The sequence below is a fragment of the Mycolicibacterium sp. SMGY-1XX genome (genome assembly GCF_059132455.1).
Genome location: NZ_CP101139.1, coordinates 2,968,052 through 2,987,485, shown reverse-complemented (window position 1 = coordinate 2,987,485; position 19,434 = coordinate 2,968,052). Strand labels below are relative to the sequence as shown.

General features: G+C 67.1%; 19 protein-coding genes. 7 read left to right on the top strand and 12 right to left on the bottom strand.

Annotated elements, in window-relative coordinates:
- Positions 1–6 precede the first annotated feature (6 nt).
- The 4 genes from NL241_RS14700 to NL241_RS14685 are packed head-to-tail and all read left to right on the top strand — an operon-like array spanning position 7 to position 3,215.
- Positions 7–735: an amino acid ABC transporter ATP-binding protein gene (locus tag NL241_RS14700; protein ID WP_487692732.1), complete on the top strand. Its 729-nt coding sequence runs from the start codon at positions 7–9 to the stop codon at positions 733–735.
- A 36-nt stretch (positions 736–771) separates the two neighbouring features.
- Positions 772–1,617, top strand: a complete 846-nt coding sequence (locus NL241_RS14695) for a glutamate ABC transporter substrate-binding protein (protein ID WP_494398311.1) — start codon at positions 772–774, stop codon at positions 1,615–1,617.
- Between the two features lie 30 nt (positions 1,618–1,647).
- The gene (locus NL241_RS14690; protein ID WP_487692520.1) at positions 1,648–2,328 is read left to right on the top strand and encodes an amino acid ABC transporter permease; all 681 of its coding nucleotides are present in this window, start codon (positions 1,648–1,650) and stop codon (positions 2,326–2,328) included.
- Positions 2,325–3,215, top strand: coding sequence for an amino acid ABC transporter permease (locus NL241_RS14685; RefSeq protein ID WP_487692518.1), 891 nt, complete (start codon positions 2,325–2,327; stop codon positions 3,213–3,215). Before NL241_RS14690 ends, NL241_RS14685 begins: the two co-directional genes overlap by 4 nt.
- Positions 3,216–3,298: 83 nt before the next feature.
- On the opposite strand, the gene NL241_RS14680 is transcribed toward NL241_RS14685, so the two are convergent.
- The gene (locus NL241_RS14680) at positions 3,299–3,466 is read right to left on the bottom strand and encodes a hypothetical protein (protein WP_494397925.1); all 168 of its coding nucleotides are present in this window, start codon (positions 3,464–3,466) and stop codon (positions 3,299–3,301) included.
- 443 nt (positions 3,467–3,909) lie between these two features.
- Here NL241_RS14680 and NL241_RS14675 point away from each other — a divergent pair, with 443 nt between their 5' ends.
- Positions 3,910–5,169: an NRAMP family divalent metal transporter gene (locus tag NL241_RS14675; protein ID WP_494397924.1), complete on the top strand. Its 1,260-nt coding sequence runs from the start codon at positions 3,910–3,912 to the stop codon at positions 5,167–5,169.
- 4 nt (positions 5,170–5,173) lie between these two features.
- Here the strand turns inward: NL241_RS14675 and NL241_RS14670 are convergent, their stop codons facing one another.
- Genes NL241_RS14670 through NL241_RS14640 form a run of 7 tightly spaced genes read right to left on the bottom strand, consistent with a single transcriptional unit; the run spans position 5,174 to position 12,153 of the window.
- The gene (locus tag NL241_RS14670) at positions 5,174–5,995 is read right to left on the bottom strand and encodes a TIGR03560 family F420-dependent LLM class oxidoreductase (RefSeq protein ID WP_487692515.1); all 822 of its coding nucleotides are present in this window, start codon (positions 5,993–5,995) and stop codon (positions 5,174–5,176) included.
- A 13-nt stretch (positions 5,996–6,008) separates the two neighbouring features.
- On the bottom strand, positions 6,009–7,643 hold the full coding sequence (locus NL241_RS14665; protein ID WP_494397923.1) for a rhodanese-like domain-containing protein: 1,635 nt from the start codon (positions 7,641–7,643) through the stop codon (positions 6,009–6,011).
- A 23-nt stretch (positions 7,644–7,666) separates the two neighbouring features.
- Positions 7,667–8,464: an NADPH-dependent oxidoreductase gene (locus tag NL241_RS14660; RefSeq protein WP_494397922.1), complete on the bottom strand. Its 798-nt coding sequence runs from the start codon at positions 8,462–8,464 to the stop codon at positions 7,667–7,669.
- Positions 8,461–9,465, bottom strand: a complete 1,005-nt coding sequence (locus NL241_RS14655) for an aldo/keto reductase (RefSeq protein ID WP_487692511.1) — start codon at positions 9,463–9,465, stop codon at positions 8,461–8,463. The genes NL241_RS14660 and NL241_RS14655 overlap by 4 nt, the downstream gene beginning before the upstream one ends.
- Positions 9,466–9,500: 35 nt before the next feature.
- On the bottom strand, positions 9,501–10,436 hold the full coding sequence (locus NL241_RS14650; protein WP_494397921.1) for an amidohydrolase family protein: 936 nt from the start codon (positions 10,434–10,436) through the stop codon (positions 9,501–9,503).
- The gene (locus tag NL241_RS14645; RefSeq protein WP_487692508.1) at positions 10,433–11,221 is read right to left on the bottom strand and encodes a sulfurtransferase; all 789 of its coding nucleotides are present in this window, start codon (positions 11,219–11,221) and stop codon (positions 10,433–10,435) included. The genes NL241_RS14650 and NL241_RS14645 overlap by 4 nt, the downstream gene beginning before the upstream one ends.
- On the bottom strand, positions 11,218–12,153 hold the full coding sequence (locus tag NL241_RS14640; RefSeq protein WP_494397920.1) for a TauD/TfdA dioxygenase family protein: 936 nt from the start codon (positions 12,151–12,153) through the stop codon (positions 11,218–11,220). The genes NL241_RS14645 and NL241_RS14640 overlap by 4 nt, the downstream gene beginning before the upstream one ends.
- A gap of 269 nt (positions 12,154–12,422) precedes the next feature.
- Here NL241_RS14640 and NL241_RS14635 point away from each other — a divergent pair, with 269 nt between their 5' ends.
- Positions 12,423–13,322, top strand: a complete 900-nt coding sequence (locus NL241_RS14635) for an aldo/keto reductase (protein WP_487692505.1) — start codon at positions 12,423–12,425, stop codon at positions 13,320–13,322.
- Between the two features lie 324 nt (positions 13,323–13,646).
- Complete coding sequence (locus NL241_RS14630) at positions 13,647–14,579, top strand: LysR family transcriptional regulator (protein WP_487692504.1); 933 nt, start codon at positions 13,647–13,649, stop codon at positions 14,577–14,579.
- A 34-nt stretch (positions 14,580–14,613) separates the two neighbouring features.
- Here the strand turns inward: NL241_RS14630 and NL241_RS14625 are convergent, their stop codons facing one another.
- Genes NL241_RS14625 through NL241_RS14610 form a run of 4 tightly spaced genes read right to left on the bottom strand, consistent with a single transcriptional unit; the run spans position 14,614 to position 19,432 of the window.
- Entirely contained in the window at positions 14,614–15,960 is a 1,347-nt protein-coding gene (locus NL241_RS14625; protein ID WP_494397919.1) for an NtaA/DmoA family FMN-dependent monooxygenase, read from the bottom strand.
- Positions 15,957–17,579, bottom strand: a complete 1,623-nt coding sequence (locus NL241_RS14620) for an ABC transporter ATP-binding protein (protein ID WP_494397918.1) — start codon at positions 17,577–17,579, stop codon at positions 15,957–15,959. The genes NL241_RS14625 and NL241_RS14620 overlap by 4 nt, the downstream gene beginning before the upstream one ends.
- A 15-nt stretch (positions 17,580–17,594) precedes the next feature.
- Positions 17,595–18,464: an ABC transporter permease gene (locus NL241_RS14615; RefSeq protein WP_494397917.1), complete on the bottom strand. Its 870-nt coding sequence runs from the start codon at positions 18,462–18,464 to the stop codon at positions 17,595–17,597.
- Positions 18,464–19,432 (bottom strand): ABC transporter permease, encoded by a 969-nt coding sequence (locus NL241_RS14610; RefSeq protein WP_487692501.1) that lies wholly within the window; start codon positions 19,430–19,432, stop codon positions 18,464–18,466. The genes NL241_RS14615 and NL241_RS14610 overlap by 1 nt, the downstream gene beginning before the upstream one ends.
- Between the last annotated feature and the right edge of the window lie 2 nt (positions 19,433–19,434).

Here is a 19,434-nt window from a genome sequence, read left to right as displayed (position 1 = left end):
ACGCCGATGATCGCCGTGAAGGGCGTAAACAAGCACTTCGGCACCCTGCACGTTCTCAAGGACATCAACCTCGAGGTGTCGCGCGGACAGGTCATCGTCGTCCTCGGCCCGTCCGGTTCCGGCAAGTCCACCCTGTGCCGGACCATCAACCGCCTCGAGACCATCGATTCGGGCACCATCTCCATCGACGGTGTGGAACTGCCCGCCGAAGGCCGCAAGCTCGCGCAGCTGCGCTCCGACGTCGGCATGGTGTTCCAGTCGTTCAATCTCTTCGCCCACAAGACGATCCTGGAGAACGTCACACTGGCGCCGGCGAAGGTCCGCAAGCTCAGCAGGGACAAGGCCCGCCAGGAAGCGATGGCGCTGCTGGAGCGTGTCGGTGTGGCCAACCAGGCCGAGAAGTACCCGGCGCAGCTCTCGGGCGGTCAGCAGCAGCGGGTGGCCATCGCCCGTTCTCTGGCGATGAACCCGAAGGTGATGCTGTTCGACGAACCGACCAGCGCGCTCGACCCCGAGATGATCAACGAGGTGCTCTCGGTCATGACGTCGCTGGCCCGTGACGGTATGACCATGGTGGTCGTGACCCATGAGATGGGGTTCGCGCGGCGCGCCGCCAACCGGGTGGTGTTCATGTCCGACGGGGCGATCGTCGAGGACGCCGCGCCCGAAGAGTTCTTCAACAACCCGAAGACCGACCGCGCCAAGGATTTCCTGGGCAAGATCCTCAACCACTAGTGCCGACTGTCGAAAGGAACCACAGTGTTTTCTCGAGTGCGATCCCGCAAGGTGCGTGCCACAGCCGGTCTGGCGGCCGCGGCCGCAGTGGCTCTGACCCTGAGCGCCTGCGGTGGCGGCGGTGACAGCGGTGGCGGCAGTGCAGAAGGCGGCGGTGGCGGCGACTCCATCACCATCGGCACCAAGTTCGACCAGCCCGGCCTCGGGCTGAAGAACCCGGACGGCACCATGAGCGGTTTCGACGTCGACGTGGCCACCTATGTGGCCGGTGAGCTGGGTTACACCCCCGAGCAGATCGAATGGGTGGAGGCTCCGTCGGCACAGCGCGAGAACCTGATCTCCAACGGCCAGGTGCAGTTCATCGCGGCCACGTACTCGATCACCGACGCCCGCAAGGAGAAGGTGGACTTCGCCGGGCCTTACCTGATCACCGGCCAGAGCCTGCTGGTGCGTGCCGACAACAGTGACATCACCGGGGCGGCGTCGCTGGAGAACAACAAGCGCCTGTGCTCGGTGTCGGGTTCCACGCCGGCGCAGAAGATCAAGGACGAGTACGCCGGCGTGCAGTTGCAGCAGTACGACACGTACTCGGCTTGCATCGAGGCGCTGCGCAACAACGCCGTCGACGCGGTGACCACCGACGAGGTGATCCTCGCCGGGTACGCCGCGCAGAGCCCCGGTGATTTCAAGATCGTCGGCGAGACGTTCTCCGAGGAGCGCTACGGCATCGGCCTGAAGAAGGACGACAGCGAGCTGCGCACCAAGATCAACGACGCCCTCGAGAAGATGGAGGCCGACGGCGCCTGGAAGGAAGCCTTCGACAAGAATCTCGGACCGGCGGGCATCACCGCGCCCCAGCCGCCCGCGGTCGACCGGTACTGAGCGCGCTGAGCGTCGGATAGTCCAGCAGCTGTGGAGGTCTTCACCGAGTACCGCGACCAGATCTTCGCGGCGTTCTGGATCACCATCAAGCTGACGGTGTACTCGGGCGTCGGTGCGCTGATCCTCGGCACGGCGCTGGCCGCGATGCGGCTGGCGCCGGTGCCGGTGCTCAACTGGATCGGCACCACCTACGTCAACGTCGTCCGCAACACACCGCTGACGCTGGTCCTGTTGTTCTGCAGTTTCGGACTGGCGCAGACGTTGGGCATCAGCCTGGTCGACCCGCAATCCCCGACGTCGATCGTGGACAGCAACTTTCGGCTGGCGGTGCTCGGCCTGACCCTCTACACCGCGTCCTTCGTGTGCGAAGCAGTGCGTTCCGGGGTGAACACGGTGCCGCTGGGTCAGGCCGAGGCGGCGCGGTCGCTGGGCCTGACGTTCAGCCAGAATCTCCGGATGATCCTGCTGCCGCAGGCTTTTCGTGCGGTGATCATTCCACTGGGTTCGGTGCTGATCGCGTTGACGAAGAACACCACCATCGCCTCGGCGATCGGCGTAGCGGAGGCGGCGCTGCTGATGAAGGAAATGATCGAGAACACCGCGGCGGTGATCACCGTCAGCGCCATCTTCGCCGTGGGGTTCGTGATCTTGACGCTGCCACTGGGGTTGTTCTTCGGCTGGCTCGGCAAGCGGCTGGCGGTGGCGAGGTGACCGGGGCCTCCGTCCTGTTCGACGCACCCGGGCCGAGGGCGCGCCTGCGCAACCACCTCATCACCGCGGTCACCGTGGTGGTGCTGCTGCTGGTGGCCTGGGTGGTGTATTCCAAGCTCGACGAGCGTGGTCAGCTGACCGCGGCGAAGTGGGAGCCCTTCCTCACCGCGAACCTCTGGAAAACCTATGTGCTGCCCGGCATTCAGGGCACGCTGACCGCCGCCGCCATCTCCATCGTGCTGGCCTTGATCCTCGGCTTCCTGCTCGGCGTCGGCCGGCTGTCCCACATCACGCCGCTGCGCACCCTCTGCGCCACGGTGGTGGAGTTCTTCCGCGCGGTGCCGGTGCTGGTCATGATGATCTTCGCGTACTTCCTGTTCGGGCAGTACGACCTGTTCCCCTCCAAACAGCTGGCCCTGGCGGCCGTGGTGACCGGTCTGACGCTGTACAACGGTGCCGTCATCGCCGAGATCGTGCGCGCCGGCGTCCACGCGGTACCGCGCGGCCAGGGCGAGGCGGCGGTGGCGCTCGGGTTGAGCTGGGGTCAGACCATGCGGTCGATCCTGCTGCCGCAGGCGGTCACCTCGATGCTGCCGGTGCTGGTGTCCCAGTTGGTCGTGGTGCTCAAGGACACCGCGATCGGCTACCAGATCACGTTCCTCGAGATGGTCCGGCAGGGCACCCAGCTCGGCGCGTCATACGGCAACTACATCCCGGCGTTGATCGTCATCGCGATCCTGATGATCTCCGTCAACTTCGCGCTGTCGGTGGCCGCCACCCGCCTGGAGCGCCGGCTGCGGCGCTCGCGCAAGGCGCCGACTCCGCTCGACGCCCAGGCCATCGAGCAGGAAGGCGCCCCTGGCGCGAAAGTGCAGACAGCGGACTGACCGCGATCCACGCCCCGAACCGCAACACGGTCCCGAAGTTCAAGCGCGGGCGGCCATGTGGTCGGTTTGGCCGGGAACTGCGGTCAGGCGCCGCCGCCGGCCGGCTTCGGCGCGGTGGGATCAGCGGTGGCACGACCGTTGAGCTCGCGCGCGACGTAGGCCTCGAGGTCGAACACGTTCCCGGCCGCCTTGTCCACCACCGACAACAAGGTGGTCATGCTCGACACTTCCTCGACCTGTTCCTGCAGCATGAAGCGCTCCCCCAGGAAGTCGTTGGTGTCGCGGGCAGCGCGGCAACGCGTGTGACCAGTGGCCTGGGTATAAAAGCCCGGGTATAAAAGCGTTGTGCCAACTGCGGCAAAACGCTCGAATCGAAGTAAATCGCAATTGCCAGGATTGGTGGGAGGCGGCGAACTCACGCCGGATCTATCGGTGCAGCAGGGTGTGAAAAGCCGTGTCTTCCTGGGCAACCCGTGTCGTCACACGCGGATGCCATCTGGACCCCTGCAGCCCCACAAGCCCTACGAACAGCGCTCACCTGCCACTCGGGCGCATCCGAATACCGCCGTCCAGCAACCGTTTACCGCGGCGTCAGATTCCCGATTTCACGAACATTTAGGTTAGCCTAACTGCGTGTCAGCTCAGCTGTGCATGACGTGAATCGAGAGGACCCGAATTGAGCGACTCGCGCCCTGTGGATGCACCCCCCGCACCGATTCCTCGCACCTCCAAGTGGGTCACCCGGCTCACGGTGTTCGGCCCCGGCATCGTCGTGATGCTGGCCGACACCGACGCCGGCAGCGTCATCACCGCCGCACAGAGCGGTGCCGAATGGGGCTACCAGCTGCTGGTGTGGCAGGTCATCCTGATGCCGATTCTCTACATCGCCCAGGAGCTCACGGTCCGGCTCGGTCTGGTCACCCAACGCGGACACGGCGAGTTGATCCGCGAGCGGTTCGGGAAGGGCTGGGCGTGGCTGTCGGTCAGCACTCTGCTGGTGGCCTGCGCCGGCGCGATCATCACCGAGTTCAGCGCCGCAGCAGGCGTGGGTGCCATCTACGGCATCCCGCCGTGGCTTTCGGTGGGTCTGGTCGCGCTGTTCCTGGGCGGGTTGGTGTTGACGGGCTCCTACCGGCGGGTGGAACGCGTCGCCATCGCCCTCGGGGCACTCGAACTCATCTTCTTCGTCGTGATGATCGACGCCCAACCGAATCTGGGTGCGCTGGCGGCCGCGCAACTCGACCAGCCCATCGGCAACCCCGACTTCCTGTACCTGATCGCGGCGAACATCGGCGCGGTGATCATGCCGTGGATGGTGTTCTACCAACAGTCCGCCGTGGTCGACAAAGGCCTGACCGTCCGGCATCTGAAGGATGCCAGGGTCGACACCGGTTTCGGGGCGGTGCTGACCCAGCTGGTGATGGCCGCGGTGCTGGTGTCGGTGGCGGCGACGATCGGCCGCAACGACCCGAACGCCACCATCAACACCATCGAGGACATCACCAGGGCCCTGACCCCGTTACTCGGGGAGGCCGCCGGCCAGATCCTGTTCTCGCTCGGCTTCCTGGGAGCGGCATTCGTCGCCGCGATCGTCGTATCCCTGACCGCCGCTTGGGGTCTGGGCGAGGTGCTGAATTATCCGCGGTCGTTGTCGGGCAAGCCGAGAGAAGCCCCCGCGTTTTACGCCGTGTACGTCGCGATGCTGGTGATCGGGTTCGCGTTTGTGCTCTCCGGGCTCAACCTGGTCGATCTGAGTGTGGGCATCATGGTGCTCAACGCCCTGCTGTTGCCCGTGGTGCTGGGTTTCCTCTTCGCCCTCGCGTGCAAGGTGCTGCCCGAGGAGCATCGCCTCAAGGGCTCCTACCGCATCGTGGTGGCCGTGGTTCTGCTGTTCACCGCGGGGCTTGGGGTGTACGGCGGTATCAGCGGCCTGCTGGCCGGCAGCGCCGGCTGACCTCTCAGGCCGGCAACGCGCTGCGCAGCTGGTCGGCGGTGGGCGGTTGGTAGAACGACAGCACGGCGTGCTGACAGCCCAGGTCTTCGAAACGCGGTAGCCGACTCAGCTGATCTTCGACCTGCCCGTCCTGCTGCGGGTGCAGGAACAGCTGTACGGAGCGGCGGATCTCGCCCGGGTCGCGGCCCACCTGCTCACACGCGGCGTCGAGCCGGGTACTGGCAGCGGCCCACTCCGCCGCGTCGCCCTGGCTCGGCATGTTCCATTCATCGGCGTGCCGCGCAACCACTTTCAACATCTTCGGTCCGGAGCCGCCGATCACGATCGGTGGGTGCGGCGCCTGCACCGGTTTCGGTTCAGCCAGCGCGTCCTCGACCGTGAAGAAGCGGCCGGCGTGGCTGACCGACGGCTGGGTCCACAACGCGCGGATGATGGTCAGCGCCTCGTCGAGCATGGCCACCCGGTCGCCGCCGCCGGGATACTCCAGCCCGTAACCGCGGTGCTCGGCTTCCTGCCAGCCTGCCCCGATACCGAAATCGAGGCGCCCGCCGCTGATGTGATCGACGGTGACGGCCATCTTGGCCAGTACCGCGGGGTTGCGGAAGGTGACCGCGCTGACCAGACACCCGATCCGGGCGCGCTGCGTGACGGCCGCGATGGCCGCCAGGATGGTCCACCCCTCGAACACCGCGTCCCCGGTGTAGGACAAGCCGTAGAAGTGGTCATAGTCGTAGATGCCGTGGAAGCCCAGTTCGTCGGCGGCGCGCCAGAACCGCTCCAGCACCGGATAGTCGAAGGTGGGCGCCAATTTGGCCGAGACCTGCATGCAGCGATGTTAATCAGTCCTGCGTGGCCGAGACGGGCCCGACGAAGCGCACCAACCCGTCCTGCTCCAACTCCTCGACAATGTGGTCACCCCAGGCGACGTACCAGTCCAGATGTGCCCGGCGTTGCGCGAGGGTCGGTGGCGCCGGGAGCGCCTCGTTCTCGTCGAGTGCGTCCTGGCCGGAACCGACGTCGACCGGCCGTCCGCTGTCACGCCATGCCTGGGTTCCCCCGGCCAGCGCCCGGGCCGGCCTGGTGACCTCCGCTGCGGCCAGCGCGGCCAGCCGGCCGTCCGCCGAGGTGAACACCAGCTCGACATCGTCGGGAACATACGCGAGCAACCTGGCCAGCGAGGATCTGCGGGCGTAGACGGAGTTCGGGATGTGATGCCGGACAAGGACATACGGGCGGGCCGGCTCGAGGTCGATCACCAGCGGCCGTGGGACGGGCCCGTCGAGCCGCTGAGCAAGTTCCTCGACACCGATGCTGACGGCTGCGTCCGCCTGCGGCGGCGACGGTACGGCCCCGGACACCACTTCCTCGTCACCGAACAGGTAGACGGCGACATCGGGCAATCCGAGCTGGATCAGCCAGGCCGCGGTGGTTCTGGCCCGCACCCCGTGCTCATCGTCGACCAGCACAACGCGACCGTGTCGACTACCGATGTAGTAGTCGGTCTTCTGCACCAGTTGTCCGCCGGGCACCGACCGGGTTCCCGCGAGGTGGCCGTCGGCGTACTCCTCGGGGGTGCGGACATCGAACAGGTACAGCGACCGCTCACCGGCGGTGGCGCGCAAGGCGTCCAGCTCGGCGCGGCCGATTTCGCGGACACCGAAACGGCGTGCCACATCGTGGGCTGCCCGGGCGGCTCGGGCCCGGTTGTCCCCGGTCGGTGGGCCTGCCACCGCGGTGTCTCCGCGGCCGGGCTGATGACCGGCGAGCAGCCATGCGGTGGTCCCGTTCTCCAGCGACACCACCGGGTTCGGGAATCCGGCGTTGATCAGGGTCTGGGCGCCCAGGATCGCGCGGGTGCGGCCCGCGCAGTTGATCACCACTTGTGTTGTCGGCCTGCGCACCTGGTCGTAGGCCCGGTACAGCAGTTCGGGACCGGGAGCGTCGATACCGCCCGGGATGCTGATGGCGTGGTACTCGTCGTACGGGCGCGTGTCGAGGACGACGATGTCCTCACCGGCGTCGATCTTGGCCCTGAGCTCGTCGACGCTGACCCGTGGTGTGCCATAACGACGTTCGACGTACTCCCCCAGCGCCTTGCTCAGCGCGTTGAGATTGGTGATCAGGCGGTACCCGGCCGCCACCCACCCGGGGTTGCCCCCCTCGAGCACCCGCACGTCGGTGTAGCCGGCCCGCCGTGCGAGTTTCGCCGCCTGCGCGCCGACGCCGGGTGTCGACGAGGTGAAGACGATCGGCACGTCGGGCCGGGCCGCGACGTCGGCGAGCCGCAACTCCACCTCACTGGCCGGCACCGGCACCGACACCGAGATGTGTCCGCCGGCGTAGTCGTCGCCTTCGCTGGCGTCGGCGACGATCAGATCCGCACCGGCTTCGAGAAGGGTGCGCAATTCGGTTGGGCTGATGGTGCTTTGACCAGCGGGCGGTGTTCCCGGTTGTGCGTCGAGTATCAGCGACATGGTCGATCCTCTTTGTCGTGGGTTCAGCGTGACGGCAGTCCCCGCCGGCGCAGGTGCTCACGCAAACGGTCTCTGCCGGTCAGGGAATGCGCGCCGGCCAGACGGGCGAGCACCCGTTCGGTCCAGTTGCCGGGAAGTCCGTACCGCTGGTTGTAGGCGGCCAGGCGTTCGTCGTACACCGGCACATGCGCGTCAGCCTGGGCCGCGTCGTATTGTTCGAGATGCAGTACCGCCTGTTGCGGCAGGCGGGGTTTGATGCCGGCGTTTTCGCCTGGGTCGGGTGTGCCGATCGCCAGGCCGAAGGTCGCCACCGCATGTGGCGGTAGCGCCAGCTCTGCGGCCACGTCCAGCGGATGATTGCGGATGGCGCCGACGAACACCGTTCCCAGGCCCAGTGATTCGGCGGCGATGACGGCGTTCTGCGCGGCCAGCGAGGTATCGACGAAGCCGATGACAGTGGATTCCAGGTAGTCGGCCCCCTCCAGGGGCGCACCGGCGCGGTGGGCAAGGCGGCGCACCCTGCCCAGGTCGGCCACCCAGATCAGGAACAGCGGCGCCTCGATGATGAACTGTTGCGCGGCGGCCAGTGCCGCGAGCCGGGCTTTGCGCCGTGGGTCTCGGACCGCGATGACGCTCCAGGGCTGCAGATTCGACGACGTGGCGGCCGACTGGGCGGCCGCCACGATCGCCGACAGCTGCGCATCGGTGACGGGCTCGGAGGTGAACCGGCGTACCGAGCGGTGCGCCAATTGCAGTGCGAGCGTGTCATTCTCCGCGATGACGGCAGCGCCCGGATGCCCGTAGCGTGCGGCCAGACTCACACGCGCTCCGGTACCGGTGGCGCCTCGGTGCCCAGGTTCTCCGGGCGGATGGACCGGTTGCCCGCAACCTGGGCGGCGATCCCGTCCAGTCGCCCGATCTGCTCGTCGGTGAGGTGTACGGCGGCGGCGCCGGCGTTGTCGCGCAGATACTCGACATGCCGGGTACCGGGGATCGGGACCACGTCGTCACCTCGGGAGAGCACCCAGGACAGGGCGACCTGTCCTGGGGTGGCGCCCACGTCGGCTGCGACGGACACCACGTTGTCCACCAGCGACTTGTTCCGGTCGAAGGCATCGTCGGCGAAGCGCGGATGCGCGCGGTGGGTGCCGCTGACGTCCTCGCGGCTGTGCACCTTGCCGGACAACCAGCCGCGACCCAGCGGTGAATACGGCACGATCCCGATGCCGAGTTCACGGGCCACGGGCACGGTGTCCTTCTCGATATCCCTGGTGAACAAGGACCATTCGTTCTGGATCGCCGTGATCGGGTGTACGGCGTGCGCCCGGCGCAAAGTCTGCACCCCGGGTTCGGAGAGCCCGATGTAGCGGACCTTTCCCGCCTCGACCAGTTCCTTGAGCGCGCCCACGGTGTCCTCGATCGGCACCTGTGGATCGACCCGGTGCAGGTAGTACAGGTCCACGTGGTCGACACCGAGGCGCCGCAGCGAGCCCTCGATCGCCGAACGGACGTATTCGGGCCTGCCGTCGAGTGAGCGCGGGTTGGTGTTGCGGTCCAATGTGTTGCCGAATTTCGTGGCGATCGTCAACGCGTCCCGCCGTCCTCGGATCGCGCGGCCGAGAAGCAGTTCGCTGAACTCGGGGCCGTAGATGTCGGCGGTGTCGAACAGTGTCACGCCGAGATCGATCGCCGCGTCGACCAGCTCGGTGGCCCGTTTATGCTCGGCGGCATCGGCTGAGGTGCGAAAGCTCATGAATCCCAGCCCGATTGCGGCGACCTCGGGGCCGTCGGTACCGAGCCGGCGGGTGGGCAGCGCTGTCATGTGTGTGGCTTCCTTTTTGTGGAGGTGGTGCGGCGTCAGGCCGCGGGGGTGGTGGTGCGGAGCCGGAAGAGCTTGCGGGCATTGCCGATTCGGATGCGCTCCTGCTCGGCGGCGGTGAATCCCGCCCTGCTCAGGGCATCGTCGATGTGGCCGCGCTGCGCATCACGGTGGATGGGCCAGTCGCTGCCGACGATGATCCGCTCAGCCCCCAGGACATCACCGAGATACCTCAGTACCGGCACGCTGAACCGCATGGTGTCGAAGTACAGATTGGCTCCCGGCCCGGTTGCCTGCCTATTGCCACGGTACTCGGCGAGCTGGTCGGCGGCATAGAGCAATCCCCCGTGGCCCAGCGTCGTGAACACCAGGTGCAGGTCGGGCAACCGCGCCGGTAGGTCCGCGTGCAGTGCCGACAGGAACGCCACGGCGTTCTGCAGACCGCGGCCCGCCGAGTTGCCCGCCCGGCCGGCGACCGTCCGCAGTACGTCGGCCTGTGGCGCGGCGACCGGGTGCACGAAAACCGGCACCCCGAGGCCGGCGGCCAGCTCGAGCGTCGGGAACGCCTCCGGTGAACCCAGGAATCGTGCGTGCCGGGACGAGTCGAGCACGATGCCGGCCAGGCCCAGTTCGGTCACGGCGTATTGGGTCTGCTCCGCCCCGGCGTCACCGGCGTACGCGTCCACGGTGGCCAGCCCGAGAAAGCCCGGCCGCGTGTGAACCGCCTCGGCCAGGATCTCGTTGACGCTGTTGATCTCTGGTGTGCCGACGTCGCCCTCGGGGCCGAACAACGATTCGACGGGAGCGCTCAGGGCGCGTACGTCGATACCGTTGTCCGCACTCTCGCTGCTGAGTCCGTCCAGGTTCTCCCGCGGGTCGGCCTCACCGTCGATCAGCGGACCGCTGTGTTGCCAGCCGGTCGGGCGCCAGTGTGTGTGGATGTCGAGCACAGAGGCGTTGTCGATTGCACTCACTGCTGCGCCCCGTCACTGCCGGTGGCGACGGGGCGGTCCGGGTCGGCGCTGTAGGCCGAGAAGGAGCCCGGGTACAACACGGCGCTGATGCCCAACTTGGCCAGGGAGAACACCGTCAGCGTGGCCGAGGTGCCGCCGCCGCAGTACGCGCCGACGGGCGTGGAGACGTCGACCCCGAGCGCCTCGAACTGTGCGCGCAGCTGGTCGTCGGCCGCCAGTGCGCCGGCCGGCAGGCTCACCGCGCCCGGGATGTGCCCGTCGGTGTAGCCGGACGCGGCGCGGGCATCGACCAGTACTCCGGTGCGCGCAAGCGCGGACGCGGTGTCAGCGTCGAGGGTGGGCAACGAGCCGGTGCGTACGGTGAACGTGCCTGGCGGGCGCGAGTCCTGCCGGGCCACACCACCGGGCGCCCGGGGCGGGTCACCCTCGAGCACCCGAACATCGGGCACCCCGGCCCATTTCAGCGTCCACCAAGCCCGGGCGGCCAGCGCCGGGTTCTCCACACTGTAGGCCACCACGGTGGATGTGGCATGGATTCCCCAGCGCCGGACCACATCCTGGATCTGCGCGTCCGAGGGCAACGGCAGGTTGCCCGCCGTTGCGCTCGGAGTCCCCGCCAGGTCCGAGGTCAGTGCCACCGGTTGTGCGCCGGCCACCAGCACCTCGTCCCGGGGCGGCTGACGCCAGATCTCGAGCAGCACCACGTCGTGTCCTGCAGCGACGAGCGCGCGCAGCTGGTCGGCCGTGATCGCCACCTCCCCGAGACCCACAGGTGTTGTCGTCATGAACCGTAGAACGGCTGTCCGGAGATCAGCTCGGAGTCGCGGCCGTCGACACCTTTGGGAACATCACCCTCCAGCGTCACCCGGTAGAGCACCCGGTCGTAGCCCAGGTGGCCCGCGTCGGCGATCGCCAGGTGCGCGGTGGCCCGGTTGTCCCAGAACGCGACACTGCCGGGGGCCCAGCGGAATCGGACGGTGTATTCGGTGCGGGTTGCTTCCTCCCACAACAGTTTCAGGATGCTCTCACTCTGGCTGGGGCTGAAGCCGCGGATCTCGCGCGGACCGCGGGTGAAGCCGGGGCTGACGAACAGGGCCCGCTCGCCGGTTTCGGGATGGACGCGCACCGCGGGATGCCAGGCGGCGAGATTGGCCTCTTTGACCTTGCGGTCACGCTGGCTGCCTGCGGCGGCGCGGGCGTTGAACTGGTGCCTGATGTCCAGTTTGTCGACGAAGTCGCGAAAGTCCTTGGGCAGGTTCTCGTAGGCCGCAACCAGGTTCGTCCAGGCGGTATCGCCTCCGTGCGGCGGCAGGATGTCCGCGCGCAGGATCGAAGCGGCCGGCGGGTTCACCAGGGCGGTGACGTCGGTGTGCCAGCTGTTGTCGTAGGACGTTCGCTTACGACCCAGCTGCGCCTCGTAGCGGCGACTGTCGATCGGCAGGATCTCCGGGAAACCCGCGGGCGGGTCCTCCTCGTGGGGATGCGCCGGAGTCACCTTGCCGAACAGCCGCGCGAAGGCGATCTGCTCAGCGTGTCCGATCTGCTGATCACGGAAGAACACCACTTTGTAGCGGTGCAGTGCGGCGCGGATCTCGTCGACCACAACGGGTTCCAACGGTCCCCGCAGGTCCACCCCGCGGATCTCGGCGCCGGCGTAGCCGGCCTGGGGTATGACATCCAGTCCGGTGTCTACGGCGGTTTCTCTGAGTTCGGTCATGGGCTGACTCCCTTGTCGTCAAACGTATGGGCGCAGTCCAAGATTCGATCGTCCTCCGAACGGGAACAACACTGATCGGCTACCGGAACCCTTCAGTGGTTCTTAACCTCAGTTTTCGTTTACCGAACCCGTAGTCCACGGTCCTTGATCGGGCACCCGGACACCGACGAGCATCAGCGCCGGAACATTCGAGTCGACCAGGAGTATCAGAAGTGACCGATCTAGATCGCCCTCTCGAAAGAAGACGGCTCGGCGCCAGAGGTCCGGAGGTGAGCGTCCTCGGTTTCGGCGCAATGGAACTGCGGGGAACGCCACATCGGAATCCCCGGCCATTGGAGGAGTCCGTCGCCGCGCGGGTTCTGCACACCGTACTGGATGAGGGCATCACGTTCATCGACACCTCGATCGACTACGCGCTCAGTGAGGAGCGGATCGGCAAGCACATCGGCACCCGCCGCGATGAGTACGTACTGGCCACCAAAGCCGGTTGCCCACTGGACTTCCAGCCCGACGCCACACCGGGGGTGCCGCTGGTGCACGACTACTCCCGAGCGAACATCCGCGCCGGTGTGGAACAGAGCCTGCGGCGGCTGCGGACCGACCGGATCGACCTGTTGCAACTGCACATCAGCCCGGCGCTGGAGGTGTTGCAGCGTGACGACGTGCTGCTCACGCTGACCGAACTGCGCACGGAGGGGAAGATCCGTGCGTTCGGGGTGTCGTCCACCCTGCCCGCCATCGACGACCACCTTGACATCTCCGACTTCGAGGCGCTGCAGGTGCCGTTCTCGGCACTCGAACGCGAGCTCGAGGACCGGATCGCCCTCGCCGGTGAACGCGGTATCGGAATCATCGTGCGCGGCGGTGTCGCCCAGGCCGGCAAACGGGAGAAAAAGACCGCCGACGGGCGCGCGGTGACCTTCGCCGACACCGGTCTCGACGAACTCCGCGACGGTGACAGTGTTCAGGGATTCCTGTTGCGTTACGCCCTTTCGACCCCCGGCGTCACCACGATCATCGCCGGAACGGCCGATCCCGAGCATGTCCGCGACAACGCCCGCGCCGCGCGGCGGGGTCCGCTTTCCGGCGATGTCTATGCCGAGGCGCGGCGCCGGCTGGACGCAGCCGGAATTACATCCGCGGTGATTTCTGGAGCCGCCGCAGGATAACCGCAGCTCAGAGCATCGCCGTCGGACACAGGTGGAAATTGCCACCTGTGTTCCGACGTGTGGTGTGCCACCATCTGATCCGTGACATCGGTGGATCTCATCGCTCGACTGCATGTCGACCTCATGCGCTCCTGTAGCGCTGTCTGTTGTCGCTGACGCACTTTCACACCGTCAACACACGCCGCTTCTGTCGCGCGCCCAAGCGCAGCCACCGCCCGGCCGATTGCCCGGCAATCAGGCCGTTTTCTCGCACATTGATGAGGTCCAAGACATGTCCCGTTCTCTGTTTCCCGCACCGTCCGCAACGATCAGCGGGGGTGCGTGATGCTCGATCTACGCCGCATGATGCTGCTGTGCGATCTCGCTGATCTCGGTTCGGTGACGGCCGTGGCCGAGCGCCGCAACATCACCAGTTCTGCTGTTTCTCAACAACTTCGCGTGCTAGAGGAGGAGGCCGGCGCGGTGCTGTTCCGCCGCGAGGGCCGCACCCTGGGACTGACCCGCAGCGGGCAGGTGCTCGTCGACCATGTCCGCCGCGTCCTCAACGCCGTCGACGAGGCGATGAGCGCGGTGGCCGCCACCCGTGACCGGACCTCCGGCCAGGTCGCGATCGCCGCGTTCAACATGGGCATTCCCACCCTGGCTGTCCCGCTGATGCAACGACTGTCCGCAGACGAACCCGATCTGCGGATCGAGGTGCAACAGACCAACAGTCCCGAGGCACTCCGCCTGCTGCGCCAAGGCGAGATCGACGTCGCGATCACCTGCAGCTACGACTTCCTCGGCGACAACTCGGTGGGCGGACTCACCAGTGAGGCTCTGCTGTTCGAACCGCTGGTGTTGCTCGCACCCAAGCAGTCTCATCTACGCATCCGTAAGGGCGGCCTGGCGGCCTTGGCGGACAACCAGTGGGTGACCGGTCCGCAGAACTCCGGTTTGGGTGCTGCTGTCATGCGCGCCGGCGAAAGTGCCGGATTCACCCCGCAGGTCAAACACCGCCTGATCGGCGCGCAGAACATCTGCGATCTGGCGGCCACCGAAACCGCCTCGGCGATCGTTCCCCGGTTGTCGGTGCCGCAGCGGCTGGAATCGCTGATCGTGCCGGATCTGCAGCTGGGTGGGCGCACCATCAGCGCAGTGGTCCGCGCCGGCCGGCACCGCGACCCGAACATCGCGCTGATCCTGCGTACCCTCCGGCTGATCGCAGCTGATGCGTTGCCGCAACGCTCGGACGAAGAACTCAGCGTCGCGTCCTGAGCCAACGCGATCAGGTCACGGCGATTCCGCTGTCTCAGACGTTGTTTCGTGCCCCCGGTAGACCGGGTGTGTGCGTGCCCAGTCTGGTTCGCAACAGTCCGGTCGGCGTACCTGCTTCCTCCCGGAAGATTCCGCGCCGGCGTAGCAACGGGATCAGTTCACCGGCGATGCGGTCGAAGCTCGATCCGCCGAGCAGGATGAAGCCGTCGCTGGCCTGTTCGTCGATCCACCGGGTGATGGTGTCGGCAGCGGTCTGCGCGGTTCCGATGATCTGGAAGTGGCCGAACGAGGTGGCATAGCGCAGCAGGAAGTCGCGCAGCCGCGAATAGGTGCCATCGTGCACCCATTGCCGGTAGATCAGCGCGCGGCTCACCCGGCGGCCGTGGCGCTCGAGTTCAGCCTGGTCCGGGAATCGCTGCGCCGGGATGGTGTCGTCCAGGCCCAGGTCGGACAGATCCAGGCCCGGCACTTCGTAGGTGGTCGCGTCACGTGCCCGTTCCAGGTCCAGGTCGGTCAGCTCGCATCGGTAAGCCGCCCAGGCTTGTTCGTCGTCGTCACCCAGGTAGATCCTGAGGCCGGGCAACACCTTGAGGTCATCGGCGGCCCTCCCGTTGGCGACCACTGCGGATTTCAGCGTGCGGTAGTAAGCCTTGCCCGCGTCGATGTCGGGGCTGGCGACAAACACCACTTCGGCGCTTTCCGCGGCGAAGGCGATGCCGATGTCCGACGCGCCGGCCTGGGCGATCAGCGGGAACACCTGCGGGCTCGGCGGCAGGTCGAGGGCTTGGCGCACCCGGAAGTGCTCGGACTCCCAGCCGATGTCGGTCACCTTGTCCGTGTCGACGTATACCTCGGCTGTCCGGTCGGCGATCACCGCATCCGGGGCCCACGACCGCCACAGCGATTTGGTGACCTCGAGGAACTCCCGCGCGCGCCGGTAACGGTCTGCGGGAGCGGGGATCTCGGCGTACCCGTAGTTGGCCTCGCCGTTGAAAGAGGTCACCACGTTCCATCCCGCGCGGCCACCGGAGAGCCGGTCCAAGGAGGTGAGTTCCCGGGCCACGGTGTAGGGCTCGGAGAACTGGGTGGACTGGGTGATCACCAGCCCGATCCGCTCGGTGTGGGCGGCCAGGTACGTCGCCAGGGTGAGCGGTTCGAAGAAGCGCGGGCCCCGATAGCGGATCTGCGTGCGGTTCAGGCCGGCGAAGTCCGCGATGAAGATGGCGTCGAAGCCGATGCCCTCCAACTCCCGGGCGAACCGCGCCACGTCGTGCGGACGGGTCCGCCGGTTCGCCGGCGCCGCCTGCGCTTCGGCGCTTTTCCAACGTGGAAACCGGTCCTGGAAATGGAATTCCGACGAGACGAAGAACACCGCGGTCACGGCGCAGCGGCCAATCCCGCGAGCCGCCGGCCCGGGATCGCCTCGATGAGCGCACCGGTGTACTCGGCTTGCGGAGCGGCGAACACCGCAGCCGTGTCGCCGCTTTCGACGACTCTGCCGGACTTGAGCACCACGACGCGGTGTGAGATGCGTTGCACCACGGACAGATCGTGGGAGATGAACAGGTAACTCAGTCCCAGCTGGTCCTGCAGCGCCAGCAGGAGGCCGATGATCTGATCCTGGGTCACGACGTCCAGCGCTGACAACGGTTCATCGAGCAGCAGCACCGCGGGACGTACCACGAGTGCCCGGGCGATCGCAACGCGTTGCCGTTCTCCGCCGGACAACTCGGTTACCCGGCGATCGAGCTTGTCCTGAGCCAGGTTCACATTGTCGAGCGCCTCGGTGATCCGGGTGGCCCGTTCGGCACGGTCGGAGACGCCGAAGGCCTGCAACGGACCGTCGAGGATCTGCCGCACGGTCCACCGCGGGTCCAGCGCCGAATCGGGATTCTGGTAGACGAACTGGATGTCCTTCCAGTGCTCGCGGCGCTCCCGTTGACGCAGAGCGGTGATGTCGCGGCCGAGCACCTGCACGGTGCCCCGGGTGGGTTTGGTCAACCCGATGATCATCTTGGCAGTGGTGGACTTGCCCGACCCGGACTCCCCGACCAGCGCCACCGTCTCGCCGCGCCGTACATCGAGACTCACCTGGTCGACAGCCAGGTGCTTGGCGCGGCGGCCGGTGCGGAACTCCTTGGCGAGGTTCTCGACGGCGATCACCACCTCGCTTTCGGCTGCGGTGGGGCGCTCGGGCCGGTTGATCGCCCCGATACGGTGCACCAGGCGCGCGGAGTACTCCGATTGCGGGGCGCGGACGATGCTCTCGACATCGGCGTCCTCCACCACCTTGCCGTGCCGCATCACCACCACCCGCGAGGCGTGGTCGGTGGCGACGCCGATGTCGTGCGTGACGAACAGCACGGTCGTGCCGTGTTCGGCCACCAGCCGGTCGAAGATCCGTAGCACGTGGCTCTGCACGGTGACGTCGAGCGCGGATGTCGGCTCGTCGGCGACCAGTAGTTCAGGGTCGAGGCCGAACGCCATGGCGATCAGCACCCGCTGCCGCATACCACCGGACAACTCGCCGGGGTATTGCTTGAGCCGTCGCTCGGCGTGGTCGATCTCGACTTGTTCGAGCAGGTCGACGCACCGTGACCGTATCTCCTGCCGGCCGAGTTTCGCCTTCTGCAGTTCGAAGATCTCCGCGAGCTGCGCGCCGACGGTCCGCACCGGGTTCAGGGAGGCGCCGGGGTCCTGTGGTACCAGCCCCACCGTCCTCCCACGCAGCCGGCTCCACGCCCGCTCGGAGAGGCCGACGGTACTCTGCCCCGCCAGCGACAGACCGCTGGCGCTCACCGTCGCCGCGGGCGGCAGCAGTCCCACCACGGCGTTGGCCAAAGTGGTCTTGCCGGAACCGGATTCGCCGACCACCGCGACGAATTCGCCGCGGTCGACCGTCAGGTTCACTTTGTCCAACGCCACTTTGTCTGCGGTGTCGGTGTGCTCACCCCGGTAGGTCACCGTCAGGTCGGACAGTTGGAGCAGGGGTTCGGCCATGGTGCGTCCTCCAGGTCAGATCCGGTTGGATTTCAGCACTCGCCTGCTGACGACCCCGAGTGCGACGATCACCACGAGGATCACCGCGCCGGGCAGTGAGGTCAGCCACCAGGCGGTGGCCAGGTAACTGCGGCCCTCGGCCACCAGCAGCCCCCACTCGGGGGTGGGTGGCGGCGCGCTGTAGCCGAGGTAGCCCAGCGCCGAGATGGCCAGGATGGCTCCGCTGAGGTCGATCACGGCCAACGCCACCACCGCACCGAGAGCGTTGGGCAGGACGTGTTTTCGGATCACCTCCCAGCGCGTCTCACCGGACAGGAACGCCGCCTCGACGTAGTCCAGCGCACGCACCCGCAACACCTCGGCGCGGAACACCCGCGCGAAGATCGCGATGGACCCGATACCGACGCCGATGCCCGCCGACAGCGGACCCGGGCCGTAGGCGGTGACGATCCACACCGAGACCAGGAAGCTCGGCAGAGCGAGCAGCACGTCGGCGGCTCGCATGCCCACGGAGTCCAGCACGGGGCCGGACACGCCGGCGAGCACCCCGATGATGCTGCCCACCACGAGTCCGACCGCGACGGCCAGCCCCGCGGTCAGGATCGTGTGCGAGGTGCCGTGGATGACCCGGGCAAGGACGTCGCGACCCAGGTGGTCTGTGCCGAACCAGTGGGCCAGGCTGGGCGGGGAGAACTTCTCCACCGCGTTGCCTTTGAGCGGATCCTGGTCGGTGAACCAGCCAGGCGCCAGTGCCCACGCTGTCACCAGCCCCAGGACGGCACCGGAGATCCGGACCGACCACGGCGCGGATCGCACCGCGCCCAGTACCCGGTCCCCGAGCCGGCGATACACCGACGGTGAGGCCGGCTCTGTGAGGGCCACCATCAGCTGAACCTCCCCAACCGGGTGTTGAAACCCTGCCGCTGCGATTTGGTGACCCGCGGATCGAGAATGGGATAGATCAGATCCACCAGCAGGTTGGCGCCCACGATCACCACCGTGGTCAGCAGCACCAGCCCCTGGATCAGCGAGATGTCCTGGGTGGAAACCGCGTCCAGCAGCACGGTGCCCAGACCCGAACGGGAGAAGACCGTTTCGGTGACCACCGATCCCCCGAGCAGTGCGCCGATGGTGGTGGCGGTGACGGTGAGTGCGGGCCCGGCGGCGTTCTTGAGCACATGCTTGCGGATCACCCAGCCCGGGGTCCCACCCTTGGCACGTGCGGTGTTGATGTGCGGAAGTGCCAACGTCGCCTCGGCGTTCTTGAGCAGCACCTGCGCGATGGGCGCCGAGATGGGCACCGCCAGTACCAGAGCGGGCACCAACAGCGACACCAGTGACCCGTCCGGAAACAGCGAGAACAATCCGAGTTGCACCGAGAAGATCTGCAGCACAACCAGTCCCAGCCAGAAGGTGGGGACCGCACTGAACAGCGGCGGGATGCTTCGGATGAACGAGCGCAGCCACTCGACCTTGCCTGTGGTGGCCGCCACCACGATGGTCAGTGCCAGCAGCAGGGCGATCACGGTGGCCGTGGTGGCCAGCTTCAGCGTCTCGCCGATCACGCCCCCGATCCGACCGGTGACGGACTGCCCGCTGGACAGCGAGAAACCGAATTGCCCGTGTGCCAGCTGGTTCAGCTGGGTGACGTACTGCTCCCAGAGCGGCCGGTCGTAGCCGTAGAACTGCTTGACCTGCTCCACCACATCGGGATTGAAGTAACCCTCCCCTTTGGCGACGAAGATCGTCACAGGGTCGGCAGGCAGGATGCTGACGCCCCAGAAGATGACCGTGAACGCGAGCAGCAGGACCAGCAGTGACTGGCCGATGCGGGCGAGAACGTACCTGAGCATGC

Bases quoted from the DNA above. Each gene is read 5' to 3' on its own strand.
- NL241_RS14655 (WP_487692511.1), bottom strand. From the start codon at position 9,465: ATGACAGCGCTGCCCACCCGCCGGCTCGGTACCGACGGCCCCGAGGTC.
- NL241_RS14620 (WP_494397918.1), bottom strand. From the start codon at position 17,579: ATGGCCGAACCCCTGCTCCAACTGTCCGACCTGACGGTGACCTACCGG.
- NL241_RS14700 (WP_487692732.1), top strand. From the start codon at position 7: ATGATCGCCGTGAAGGGCGTAAACAAGCACTTCGGCACCCTGCACGTT.
- NL241_RS14615 (WP_494397917.1), bottom strand. From the start codon at position 18,464: ATGGTGGCCCTCACAGAGCCGGCCTCACCGTCGGTGTATCGCCGGCTC.
- NL241_RS14630 (WP_487692504.1), top strand. From the start codon at position 13,647: ATGCTCGATCTACGCCGCATGATGCTGCTGTGCGATCTCGCTGATCTC.
- NL241_RS14665 (WP_494397923.1), bottom strand. From the start codon at position 7,643: ATGTCGCTGATACTCGACGCACAACCGGGAACACCGCCCGCTGGTCAA.
- NL241_RS14640 (WP_494397920.1), bottom strand. From the start codon at position 12,153: ATGACCGAACTCAGAGAAACCGCCGTAGACACCGGACTGGATGTCATA.
- NL241_RS14645 (WP_487692508.1), bottom strand. From the start codon at position 11,221: ATGACGACAACACCTGTGGGTCTCGGGGAGGTGGCGATCACGGCCGAC.
- NL241_RS14680 (WP_494397925.1), bottom strand. From the start codon at position 3,466: ATGCTGCAGGAACAGGTCGAGGAAGTGTCGAGCATGACCACCTTGTTG.
- NL241_RS14610 (WP_487692501.1), bottom strand. From the start codon at position 19,432: ATGCTCAGGTACGTTCTCGCCCGCATCGGCCAGTCACTGCTGGTCCTG.
- NL241_RS14670 (WP_487692515.1), bottom strand. From the start codon at position 5,995: ATGCAGGTCTCGGCCAAATTGGCGCCCACCTTCGACTATCCGGTGCTG.